The 11,609-nt window shown below is 72.8% G+C and carries 10 protein-coding genes; 6 read left to right on the top strand and 4 right to left on the bottom strand.

The window, feature by feature from the left end; translation table 11 throughout:
* Positions 1–30: 30 nt before the first annotated feature.
* The gene (locus tag ACFY2K_RS38040; RefSeq protein WP_375890505.1) at positions 31–252 is read left to right on the top strand and encodes an MbtH family protein; all 222 of its coding nucleotides are present in this window, start codon (positions 31–33) and stop codon (positions 250–252) included.
* A gap of 81 nt (positions 253–333) precedes the next feature.
* Here the strand turns inward: ACFY2K_RS38040 and ACFY2K_RS38035 are convergent, their stop codons facing one another.
* The gene (locus ACFY2K_RS38035; protein WP_380530046.1) at positions 334–987 is read right to left on the bottom strand and encodes an FMN-binding negative transcriptional regulator; all 654 of its coding nucleotides are present in this window, start codon (positions 985–987) and stop codon (positions 334–336) included.
* Positions 988–1,091: 104 nt separating this feature from the next.
* Positions 1,092–2,369, bottom strand: a complete 1,278-nt coding sequence (locus tag ACFY2K_RS38030) for a lysine N(6)-hydroxylase/L-ornithine N(5)-oxygenase family protein (protein WP_380530048.1) — start codon at positions 2,367–2,369, stop codon at positions 1,092–1,094.
* A gap of 416 nt (positions 2,370–2,785) precedes the next feature.
* On the opposite strand from ACFY2K_RS38030, the gene ACFY2K_RS38025 reads away from it, so the two are divergent.
* The 3 genes from ACFY2K_RS38025 to ACFY2K_RS38015 are packed head-to-tail and all read left to right on the top strand — an operon-like array spanning position 2,786 to position 6,997.
* Complete coding sequence (locus ACFY2K_RS38025) at positions 2,786–4,627, top strand: amino acid adenylation domain-containing protein (RefSeq protein WP_387717217.1); 1,842 nt, start codon at positions 2,786–2,788, stop codon at positions 4,625–4,627.
* On the top strand, positions 4,624–5,907 hold the full coding sequence (locus ACFY2K_RS38020) for a cytochrome P450 (protein WP_375890498.1): 1,284 nt from the start codon (positions 4,624–4,626) through the stop codon (positions 5,905–5,907). The genes ACFY2K_RS38025 and ACFY2K_RS38020 overlap by 4 nt, the downstream gene beginning before the upstream one ends.
* Positions 5,908–5,956: 49 nt before the next feature.
* Positions 5,957–6,997 (top strand): GntG family PLP-dependent aldolase, encoded by a 1,041-nt coding sequence (locus ACFY2K_RS38015; protein WP_375890557.1) that lies wholly within the window; start codon positions 5,957–5,959, stop codon positions 6,995–6,997.
* Positions 6,998–7,302: 305 nt separating this feature from the next.
* On the opposite strand, the gene ACFY2K_RS38010 is transcribed toward ACFY2K_RS38015, so the two are convergent.
* Complete coding sequence (locus tag ACFY2K_RS38010; protein WP_387717215.1) at positions 7,303–7,803, bottom strand: FBP domain-containing protein; 501 nt, start codon at positions 7,801–7,803, stop codon at positions 7,303–7,305.
* A gap of 514 nt (positions 7,804–8,317) precedes the next feature.
* On the opposite strand from ACFY2K_RS38010, the gene ddaH reads away from it, so the two are divergent.
* On the top strand, positions 8,318–9,178 hold the full coding sequence (gene ddaH, locus ACFY2K_RS38005) for a dimethylargininase (protein ID WP_387717213.1): 861 nt from the start codon (positions 8,318–8,320) through the stop codon (positions 9,176–9,178).
* 111 nt (positions 9,179–9,289) lie between these two features.
* Here the strand turns inward: ddaH and ACFY2K_RS38000 are convergent, their stop codons facing one another.
* The gene (locus ACFY2K_RS38000) at positions 9,290–9,859 is read right to left on the bottom strand and encodes a TetR/AcrR family transcriptional regulator (RefSeq protein ID WP_380528422.1); all 570 of its coding nucleotides are present in this window, start codon (positions 9,857–9,859) and stop codon (positions 9,290–9,292) included.
* 93 nt (positions 9,860–9,952) lie between these two features.
* Here ACFY2K_RS38000 and ACFY2K_RS37995 point away from each other — a divergent pair, with 93 nt between their 5' ends.
* Positions 9,953–11,467, top strand: coding sequence for an MDR family MFS transporter (locus ACFY2K_RS37995; RefSeq protein WP_387717211.1), 1,515 nt, complete (start codon positions 9,953–9,955; stop codon positions 11,465–11,467).
* Positions 11,468–11,609 lie beyond the last annotated feature (142 nt).

Here is an 11,609-nt window from a genome sequence, read left to right as displayed (position 1 = left end):
TCCCACCCAGGCCCCAACGGAAGGACGAACATGAGCGAGCCCGACGACGACCGCCGGTACCTGGTGGTCCTCAACGACGAGGAGCAGTACTCCGTCTGGCCGGCCGACCGGGAGGTCCCGGCCGGCTGGCGGGCGGAGGGCTTCGAGGGGACCCGCCAGGCGTGCCTGGAGCACGTCTCCGAGGTGTGGACCGACATGCGCCCGCGCAGCCTGCGGCGGGCCATGGAGGGCAGCCAGGGCAGCAAGGGCTGACCTGCGGCCCGGCCGCGAACGCCGGAGGCCCGGGGTGGTGGTTCACCACCCCGGGCCTCCGGCGTTCCCGTTCCCGGCGCGTCAGCGCTCGTCGGAGCCCAGCCGCAGCGCCCGCATGGTGTCGGCCACCTCGCGGTGCAGCCCGGAGCCGCTGCCGGCGAAGCGGTCGAGCACCCGCTGCTGGACCTCCGGGTCCTTCTCCTGGCTCAGCTTGAACATCACCTCGACCTTGGTCACGGTGAAGTGGATGCCGCCGACCGCGCCGACGATCTGCCGGTGGTACTCCAGCGAGGGGGCGAGCGGCATGCCGTCCCCGAACCGGTCCTCCAGCGTCTGGGCGGTGGTGTGGACGATCGTCAGGGTCTCGTCGTCCGCGGCCAGTTCGATCGTGCCCTCCAGGTGGACGGCCACGTAGTTCCAGGTCGGCGCGACCATCGGGGCGGAGTAGAGGGTCGGGGTGACGTAGCCGTTCGGCCCGTGGAAGACGAGCTTCGCCGGGCCGCCGCCGTCGGCGACGAGCTGCTGCCAGTGCGGGTTCACCCGGGTCATGTGGGTCCACAGGCGCATGCCCTGCAGCGGGTCGCCCGGGGCGGCGTCGGGCGGCACGATCACCGGCACGTGGGTGGCGTTGGGCGTCGGGTTCCCGTTGCCGGTCAGCACGGCGAGCGGGTGCCGCTCGATGACCCGCAGCGGCCAGTCGTCCCCGTCCACCTGGTAGAGCTTCGGCGTGAACACTCGTACTCCTCGGTCTCAGTGTTTCGGCGCTGCCGGATCCGCCCCGGGCGGCCGGCCGACCGGCCCACCCGGTCGGTGCGGGGGCCAGCCGGTCGGTGCGAGGGTCAGCCGGACAGTGCCTTGACGAGCATGTCGCCGATCTCCCCGGCGCGGACGGCGGAGAGGGACAGCAGGGTCTCGGAGAGCCCGTGGCTGTGCTCGCCGAAGCCCTGGACGTAGATGCCGCAGTGCACGCTCTCGTCGGTCACCACCCGGTGCTCCCGGTCGAGCCGCAGCCGGCCCTGGTCGTCCAGCCCGCAGTGCGGCAGCAGGCCGTCCAGGAAGACCGCCGGGTCGGTGCGGGTGTAGCCGGTGGCGCAGACCAGCGCCTCGGCCTCCAGGATGGTGCTGGTGCCGGAGGACAGCGATTCCACGTCGATCCGCAGGCCGTCCGGAGTTTCCGTCACTTCGCTTACCCGGGAGACGTTGTGGAAATTCAGCCGGGGATTTCCGGCCACCTTTTCCAGGTACGCCTGCTGGAACAGCGACTGCAGCAGATCGGCGTCCACCACCGAGTAGTTGGTGCCGGCGTGATATTCGATGAGGCGCTGCCGGACGTCGTCCGGGGCGGTGTGGAAACGGTCCACCGCCTCGGGGTTGAACACCTGGTTGGCGAACGGGCTGTCGTCGGCGACGCTGAACCCGTACCGGGAGTGCACCGAGTGCACCTGCGCCCGCGGGAAGCGCGCGTGCAGGTGCTCGATCGCCTCCGCCGCGCTCTGGCCCGAGCCCAGGACCACGAAGGAGCGCGGGTCCTGCGGTGCGATCCGCTCCACCTCCGGCAGGAACCGGGAGGTGTGCCAGATCCGCGGGGAGTGCGGCAGGTCGGCGGGCAGCTTGGGCTCGATCCCGGCGGCGATCACCAGGTTGCGGGCGCGCTGCACCTGGCGGGTGCCGTCGGCCGCGACGAAGACCACGTCGAGGAACTCGACGCCCTGTTCGCCGGCGACCGGTTCGACCGCCACCACCCGCGAGCCGTAGGAGACGAGGTCCGCGAAGCCCTCCGCGACCCACTCCAGGTAGTCGTGGAACTCCACCCGCAGCGGGTAGAAGGACTTGGTGTTGATGAAGTCCGCCAGCCGGCCCTTGGCCTGCAGGTAGCACAGGAACGAGTACGGACTGGTCGGATTGCGCATGGTCACGAGGTCCTTGAGGTACGAGACCTGCATGGTGGCGCCCTCGATCAGCATGCCCCGGTGCCAGCCGAAGCGCTGCTGCGCCTCGAAGAAGCGCGCGGTGACCGGGGCCCCGTCGGCGATCTCCGAAATGGCGGCCGCGAGGGCCAGGTTCGAGGGGCCGAAGCCGATTCCGGCCACGTCGACGATGTCGGTTCCGGCGACCACGCCGGAACGTTGCCGCTCACCCACGGACTTCCCTGCTCTCTCCCTTTTGGGGATGGCCTGTCTGGGTCGACGTCGAGTCCGGTCGACCGATGACGGTGCTCAGGGCAGCACACTGCCGCGACTCCTGATCACTCCATGACAGTAGGAGCTGCCCCACGTGCTGTGCAAGCAAAAGGGGAAAATCCCGATCACCCGTGGTGAGTTGGCGTTGCGGGGGCGGAGAGATCCGGTCCGCTCTTGACGGCGCATCGTCACGCTGAATAGCATCCGAAGCGTTCGAGGTGGGGGCATAGCCGGACCCCAAGTCCACGACTCGGCAAAAGAGTTCGTTACCCACTATCCGAACTCCATTCACTGACTTCTCGTCAAGAACTGACAGGGCAAGGGTTTCGCGCGAAGGGATCCGCGACCGCACCATGTTGGAATCACCGGGCACGACCGAGTCAGTTCCCCAGCAGGGGTGGACCCTTGCGAGCCGCTTCGCCGCCGTCGCGGCGGCCGCGCCGACCGCCACCGCGGTCCGCAGCGAGGCCGGCGACCTCGACTACGGCGCCCTCGACGCCGCCGCCGGGGCGCTCGCCGCCCGGCTGCGCGACCGGGGCGTACGCCGCGGCGACCGGGTCGGCGTCCTGCTGGAGCGCTCGCCCCGGCTGGTCGTCGCCCTGCTCGGCATCCTCAAGGCGGGCGCCGCCTACGTCGCCGTCGACCCGGGTGACCCGCCCGCCCGGCTGCACACCATCCTGGGCGACGCCGAGGTGTCGCTGGTGGTCACCGACGCGGACCGACGGGCGAAGCTCGACGGCGCGTTCGAGCACCTCGACGTGGCCGCCGAACACCTCGACGTGACGGCCGCACCGGCGACGGACGACCCCGGCACCCACAGCGGACAGACCCCCGAGGACCTCGCCTACGTCGCCTACACCTCCGGCTCCACCGGCCGCCCCAAGGGCGTCTGCGTGCCGCACCGCGCCGTGCTGCGCCTGGTGCTGGACGCCGGCTACCTCGACGCCCGGCCCGACGACGTCTTCCTCCAGCTCGCCCCGGTCGCCTTCGACGCCTCCACCCTGGAGATCTGGGGCCCGCTGCTGAACGGCGGCTGCCTGGCGCTCGCCCCGGCCGGCCGGCTCGGCCCGGCGGAGGTGGTCAAGGCCGCCCGGGACACCGGCACCACCGTGCTGTTCCTCACCACCGCCCTGTTCCACCAGGCGGTCGAGGCGGGCCTGACCGACCTGCCCGCCCTGCGCCGGCTGTTCACCGGCGGCGAGGTGCTCTCCGCCGAACACGTCGACCGGGCCGCCGCCGCCCTGCCCGACACCCTCGTCTCGGCCGCCTACGGCCCCACCGAGAACACCACCTTCACCAGCACCCACCCCGTCCGCGCACCGCTCGGCGACCGCGGCGTCCCGATCGGCGGACCGATCGACGGCACCGGCATGGTCGTCCTCGACGAGCGGCTGGACCCGGTGCCCGACGGCACCGTCGGCCGGCTCTTCGTCAACGGCGCCGGCCTCGCCCACGGCTACCTCGGACTGCCCGGCCTCACCGCCGACCGCTTCCTCCCCGACCCGTACGCGAGCGCCCCCGGCACCCGGATGTACGACACCGGCGACCTCGCCCGGCGCGGCCCCGACGGCGCCTACGAGTTCGCCGGCCGGGCCGACGGCCAGCTCAAGGTCAACGGCATCCGGATCGAGTCCGACGACATCGAGGCCCGGCTGCGCCGCCACCCCGACGTCCAGGACGCCGCCGTCGTCCTCCAGGACCACGGCCCCGGCGACCGCCGGCTGGTCGGCTTCTACAGCGGCCCCTACGCCGTCTCCTCGGTGGAACTGCGCCGCACCCTGGCCGAGGAGCTCCCGGCCGGCATGATCCCCACCGCCCTGGTCTGGGTGGACCGGCTGCCGCTCAAGCCCAACGGCAAGGTCGACCGGGACGCCCTGGCCGCCCGGCGCGGCCGGACCCGCCCGGACGGCGACGTGCCATACCGGGCGCCCGCCGACCCGGTCGAGCACCGGCTCACCGTGCTCTGGCAGGAGGTCCTCGACGTCGAACCGGTCGGTGTCGACGACGACTTCTTCGACCTCGGCGGGCACTCGCTGACCGCCAGCCGGATCACCCGGGAGATCACCGCCGAGTTCGAGGCGGTGATCCGGGCCCGGGCCTTCTACCTCAACCCCACCGTGGCCGGACTGGCGGACCACATCAGGACCCAGCGGCCGGAACTCGCCTCCGACGCCCCGACCGGGGCCGACCGGTGAGGATCACCGGCCCCGGCGACGACGGGCAGCGGGACGGGGCACCGGACCCGGAACTCGTCGACCTGAGCGACCCGCACTTCTACGCCACCGGCGACCCCCACGCGGTCTGGCGCCACTACCGCCACAAGGCCCCCGTCACCCGGCTCACCGTCCCGAGCGGCCGCGGCTACGTCTCCGTCACCGCCCACGCCGAGACCAGCACCGTGCTGCGCGACCACGCGCTCTACACCTCGCGGCGCGGCAACATGCTCTCCGTCCTCGGCGAACAGGACCCGGCGGCCGACCGGATGATGGTCGCCAGCGACCCGCCGATCCACGGCTACCTGCGCCGCCCCGTCGCCCAGGCGCTCTCCGCCCGCGAACTCGCCGCCCGCCGCCCGGCCATCCGCCGGATGGCCCGGCAGCTGCTGGCACCGCTGGCGAGCGGCGAACCCTGGGACCTGGCGGCCGCGATGACCGCCTTCCCGATGATGTTCACCGGCGCCCTGATGGGCCTGCCCGAGGCCGACTGGCCCGAACTGACCAGGCTCACCACCGTCGCGATCGCCCCCGCCGACCCCGCCTCCCGGGACGACTCCGGCGGCCACCAGCTGGTCTCCGCGCACCACGAACTCTTCGACTACTTCGCCGAGGTGGCCGCCGACCGCACCCCGCGCGAGGACCTGGTCGGGCTGCTCCAGCAGCTCACCGTCGGCGACCGCACGATCCGGCTCGACGAGGTCATCTACAACTGCTACAACGTGCTGCTCGGCGCCAACGTCACCGCGCCGCACGTCATCGCGACCACCGTCAACGCCCTGCTGGAGCACCCGGACCAGTACCGGCGGCTGCTCGACGGCGGGGCCACCGTCGCCTCCGCCGTCGAGGAGGGCCTGCGCTGGGCCTCCCCGGCCACCCACGCCATGCGCTACGCCACCGAGGACACCGTCCTCGGCGGCGAACCGGTGCGGGCCGGCGAGGCCGTGGTCGCCTGGCTGGGCTCGGCCAACCGCGACGAGACGGTCTTCGACGACCCGTACGTCTTCGACGTGGCGCGCACCCCCAACCGGCACGTCGCCTTCGGGTTCGGCGCGCACTACTGCGTCGGCGCCCCGCTCGCCCGGATCGCCCTCGGCGAGTTCTTCACCGAGGTCACCGAACTGGTCGAGCGCTTCGAACCGGCCGGCCCGGTCGCCCACCTGGCCTCCAACTTCATCGCCGGGATCAAGCACCTCCCGGTGACCGCCAGGCTGCGCCCCGGCGCCGCCCGGCAGCTCGCCGAGCCCGTCCCGGCGAGCTGATCCACCCCGCACCGTGCCGGAACGAGAGGACCTTCCCGCCGTGATCGAGATGCGCAGTGACACCTTCACACTGCCGACGCCCGAGATGCTCACCGCGATCACCGAGGCGGAGCTCGGCGACGACGTCTACGGCGAGGACCCGACGGTCAACGAGCTCGAACGCCGCACCGCCGAGCTGACCGGCAAGGAGGCCGCCTGCTTCTTCCCGAGCGGCACCATGGCCAACCTCGCCTCGATCATGGCCCACGCCCCGCGCGGCACCAAGGCCGTGGTCGGCGCCGAGAGCGACATCTGGCTGTACGAGGCGGGCGGCGCCGCGGTCTGCGGCGGGGTCGTCTACGAGCCGGTGCCCAACCAGGCCGACGGCACCATCGCGCTGGCCGACCTGGCCGCCGCCTTCCCGAAGGACCCGGACGACCCGCAGTTCGCGCTGCCCTCGCTGATCTGCCTGGAGAACACCCACAACCGCTGCGGCGGCGTGGTGCTGCCGCTCGACTACCTGGCCGAGGTGCGCCGGTTCGCCGACGAGCGCGGCGTCGCCGTGCACCTGGACGGCGCCCGGGTGGTCAACGCGGCGATCGCCGCCGGGGTGGAGGTCGCGGACATCACCGCGCACGTCGACTCGGTGCAGTTCTGCCTCTCCAAGGGCCTGGGCGCGCCGGTCGGTTCGATGGTGGCCGGCAGCGCGGAGTTCGTGGAGCGGGTCCGCCGGCTGCGCAAGATGCTCGGCGGCGGGATGCGCCAGGTCGGGCTGCTGGCGGCGGCCGCGCTGGTGGCACTGGACACCCGGGGCCGGCTGGCCGAGGACCACGCCAACGCCCGGCGGCTGGCCGAGGGCCTGGCGCTGCTGCCCGGCGTGGAGCTGGACGTGGACACCGTCGAGACCAACATCGTGATCTTCAAGGTCACCGACGAGCGCTTCGACTGGCGCAGCTTCGTCACCTCGGTGGCCCGGCACGGCCTGGCGGTCACCGAGTTCGGCCACGGCCGGATCCGCGCGGTCGTCCACAACGGGGTGAGCGCCGAGGACGTCACCGCCGCCGTCGCCGTGGTGGCCCGGGTCCTCAAGGACGGCCCGACGACCGACTGACCGCGCACGGCCCCGCTGGACGACGATGGCACCGCCCCGGAACGGGGGCGGTGCCATCGTGCAACCGGTCAAGGAACCAAAGGCGTTGCTGGGAACTCGACGCGGGAACCGGTCCGGTTGGCGGAAGGTGTTCGATCGTCGGTTGTCCGGTCGTGGTCCTACGGTTCTCGCGGAGGCGTCGAAGGAGTTCGTTCTCGGAATTCACGCCGCACCCCGTGTCGACGGCACTGTGTCGATCGACGTGCCCGGCCTCATGGTTGTGGAAGCCCGTAGGGGGTCGGGAGATTGTGTCCGCAGCCCGCGGATCACGTCTTCTTGAGCACCTGCGCCACGAAGGCGTCGAGGTTGGTCATCGTGCGGGCGATCTGCTCCTCCAGCGAGAGCGACTCCTCGGGGCGGCTGACCGAGGCCGACCTGCGCTTGCCGCGCACATACAGCGAACAGGCCAGGTCGGCGCAGATGTACGTGCCGACGGTGTTCCCCTCGCGCCCGGCCGGGCCGGCCAGCCGGGCGGAGAGCAGGGCGACCCCGCTGCCGCCGTGGATGGTGATGCACAGCGAGCAGACGTTGGTCTTCGTCAGGCTGCGCCGGACGTTCGGCGACCGCAGGGTGATCCCCACCAGGCCGTCGCCCCGCTCCACCACCAGGTAGCCGCGGTCGGGCGCGCCCGGATCCCGCCAGCCCAGGAAGTCCAGGTCGTCCCAGGGGAGTTCGGAGAGGTTGCGGGGAAGGCTGAGCCTGCGCGCCTCTCCCTTGGTGCAGTTGACGAAGGATTCACGGACTTCGTTGTCGTCGAGTGCGCGCATTTGACAGATCCTAGCAGCGGGCTTGTGCGACACGGTCGGGAATATGGCGGGTCGTTCATTCAGGAAAGGACGGAAGGGGTCTCGGCGGCAAGGGAATTCGGTGCCACCAGGGCATCCCGGTCGACCTTTCCGTCGGGGGCCGGCGGGATCTCCGGGAGGACGGTCAGGAGGGTCGGCGCCATGAACTCGGGTAACTGGTCGACCAGATGGGCGCGAAGCCCGCCGCAGCCGCCGCAGGCGCTCGGTGTCCCGCATCGGGGCGGCGCTGCGGTCGGCCGGGGCGAGCCCGGTCGCGGCGGAGTCCGGTCGGTCGTTCGTGGCATGAACACCCGGGACAATGGGCAGGTCGACTGCTAGGGTCGGGTGACTGTGGGCTTGCCGATGACATGTCAGGATCGTTGCGGTGACGGCGTTTCGTGACCTGGGCCTCGTGAACCCCCACCGGCGCCGCGGTCCGCACGGTGACCCGGCACCCTTTCCCTCTCCTGAAACCACCAACGCAGAGGAGATCCCTGTGTCCAGTGGCGGTACTCAGTCCGAGCCGATACGGCCGACGGCCCGGAGGGCCACCCCGCGCCGACTCCTGATGTGTCGTCCGCAGCACTTCGACGTGACGTACTCCATCAACCCGTGGATGCACCCCGAGAAGCCGGTGGACCGCGAGTCGGCGCTGCTCCAGTGGGAGCGGCTGCGCGAGGTGTACCTGTCGCTGGGCCACACCGTCGAGGTGATCGAGCCGGTGCCCGGCCTGCCGGACATGGTCTTCGCCGCCAACGGCGCGACGGTGGTGGACGGCAAGGTCCTCGGGGCCCGGTTCCGGCATGTCGAACGGACCGCCGAGGGGCCGGCCTACCTGGCCTGGTTCGTCCAGCAGGGCTACCGCGAGGTGCTGTGGCCCGAGTTCGTCAACGAGGGCGAGGGCGACTACCTGCCGGTCGGGCGGCGGATCCTGGCCGGCACCGGCTTCCGCACCGACCAGCGCTCGCACTACGAGGCGCAGGAGTTCTTCGGGCTGCCGGTCACCTCGCTGACCCTGGTCAACCCCGAGCACTACCACCTGGACACCGCGCTCTCGGTGCTCTCCGACACCGAGGTGATGTACTTCCCGGCGGCCTTCACCCCCGGCAGCCGCTCCGTCCTGGAGACCCTCTTCCCGGACGCGATCCTCGCCGACGCCCAGGACGCCGCGGTGTTCGGCCTCAACGCCTTCTCGGACGGCCTCAACGTGGTGCTGCCGCAGGCGGCGGCCGGCCTGATCGAGCAGCTCCGGGAGCGCGGCTTCAATCCGGTCGGGGTGGACACCACCGAGCTCCTCAAGGCGGGCGGCGCCGCGAAGTGTTGCACCCTCGAACTGCGGCCCGAGCCGCGGGGCTGAGCCGCCGGGTCGCTGTCGCCATGGCCGAGCCGCCGAGCCGCCGAGCCGCTGAGCGGTTGAGCGGTTGAGCGGCCGGGGCGTCGGAGCGGTCCGGCGGGCCGCCGCCCGCGGTCAGTGCAGCAGGGGCAGGAAGAGGGTGTCGACGATCTCCTCCAGGACGTCGTCGGGCGCGGGCGCGAACGTGGTGAGGATCTGGAGGCGCAGCAGGTCGAAGGGGAGCGACTTGAGCCGGGGGGTGAGCCGGGCCGGGTCGACCTCGCCGCGGGCGGCGGCGCGTGCGAAGAGCAGGTCGAGTGCTTCGGCGCGGCCGGTGACCAGGGGGTCGACGAGGTCGGCGGGGCTGGTGCCGGACTCCTGGCGGTAGCCGGCCAGGTGCATCTGCACCACGGTGATGAGTTCGACCCGGGTGGTGTTGATCTCCCGCATCAGGGTGAGGACGTCCCCGCGCAGGCTCCCGGTGTCGGGGGTGTCGATCCGGGCCCCCCGGACGGCGTGCCCGATGGCGGCGCGGGCCAGTTCGTCGCGGTTGGGCCAGCGCCGGTAGAGGACCGGCGGGCTGGTGCCGGCGCGCTTGACGACGGCGTCCATGGTGAACCGGGCGTAGCCGTGGTCGGCGAGTTCCGCCCAGGCCGCGTCGAGCAGTGCCTTCTCCAGTGCCGGCCCGCGGCGTCGCTCGGCCATCGCCGACCCCTCCGTTAGGAAGACTTGTCTTTCTTATCCTAGCGCCCTACTCTGGCCGCCGTAAGATAGACCTCTGTATCTAAAGGAGCCGTCGTGGGCACCCCCCACCGCACCGACCCCGCCGTCGCACCCGCGCCCGCCGCCACGCCGTCCGGCCCCGACCGGGTGGACCCCGCCGTGTGGCGGCTGGCCGTCACCCTGATCACCGGCGCCCTCGCCGTCGTCTTCGACACCACCATCGTCAGCGTCGCCCTCGACGACCTCGCCGAGCGGCTGCACGCCCCGCTCTCCACCGTCCAGTGGGTGGGCACCGGCTACCTGCTCGCCGTGTTCGTCACCATCCCGCTGGCCGGCTGGGCCCAGGCGCGGTTCGGCGGCCGCCGGCTCTGGATCGCCGCCCTCCTCGGCTTCCTGCTGGGCTCCGTGCTCAGCGCCCTGGCCTGGGACGCGGCCTCCCTGATCGCCTTCCGGATCGTCCAGGGCGTCGCCGGCGGGCTGATGATGCCGCTGGTCAGCACCCTGCTGATGCAGGCCGCCAAGGGGCGCAACACCGGCAAGGTGATGGCGATCATCACCGTGCCCACCGCGCTCGGCCCGATCCTCGGCCCGGTGCTGGGCGGACTGATCCTGCACGTCGCCGACTGGCGCTGGCTGTTCCTCGTCAACATCCCGTTCTGCGTCGTCGGCGTGCTGCTCGCCCGCCGCGACCTGCCCGACGACCGCCCCGGCCCGGACCGGCCGCGCGCCCGGCCGGACGTGCTCGGCATGCTGCTGCTCTCCCCGGGCTGCGCCGCCGTGATCTACGGCCTCTCCCGGGTCGACGGCCGGGGCGGCTTCGCCACCGCCGAGGTGCTCGTCCCGCTGCTCGGCGGGCTCGCCCTGGTCGCCGGCTTCACCGCCCGGGCGCTGGCCCGCCCCGAGGGCGCCCTGGTCGGCGTGCGACTGTTCCGCCACCGTTCGGTGGCCTCCTCCGCCACCCTGCTCTTCCTGGGCGGCGTCGCGCTGTACGGGCCGATGCTGCTGCTGCCGCTGTACTTCCAGCAGCTGCGCGGGCAGGACGCGCTCGGCGCCGGCCTGCTGCTCATCCCGCAGGGCGTCGGAGCGCTGCTGGCCCGCGGCCTGGCCGGCCGCTACACCGACCGCTTCGGCCCCCGCCGGGTCTCGCTCGCGGCCTTCGCCCTGGTCGCCGCCGCCACCGTGCCGTTCGCCTTCGTCGGCGCCGACACCGGTCTGCTCCCGCTGGCGGCGGCCCTGTTCGTCCGCGGCCTCGCGCTGGGCGCCGCCATGATCGCCCCGGCCGGTGCCGCCTTCGCCGGTCTGGAGCGCGCCGAGATCCCCGACGCCAGCATCATCACCAGGGTCGCCCAGCAGATCGGCGGCTCGGTGGGCATCGCGCTGCTCACCGTGGTGCTCCAGCACGGCACCGGCGGCATCCGCACCCCGACCGCCCTGGCCCAGGGCTTCGACCAGGCCTTCTGGTGGTCGGTGGCGCTCACCGCCGCCGCCGTGCCGCTCTGCCTGCTGCTGCCCGGCCGCCCCGCGACCGACCGTCCAGCGACCGGCCGCCCCGCCGCCGAGGGCGCCGCTCCGGCCGGTGCCGGGGACTGACGCACCGAGGGCCGAAGCGCCGTGGGGCCCCCCCCCCCCGGGGGGCGGGGGGGGCCCCCCCGCCCCCCGCCCCGGGGGGGCGGGGGGGGCGGCGCCCCCCCCCCCCCCCCGGCACCCCCCCCCGGGCCCCCCACGGGGTACA

This window comes from Kitasatospora sp. NPDC001309 (genome assembly GCF_042896295.1).
GTDB lineage: Bacteria > Actinomycetota > Actinomycetes > Streptomycetales > Streptomycetaceae > Kitasatospora.
This window is presented reverse-complemented; position numbering and strand designations above follow the sequence as displayed.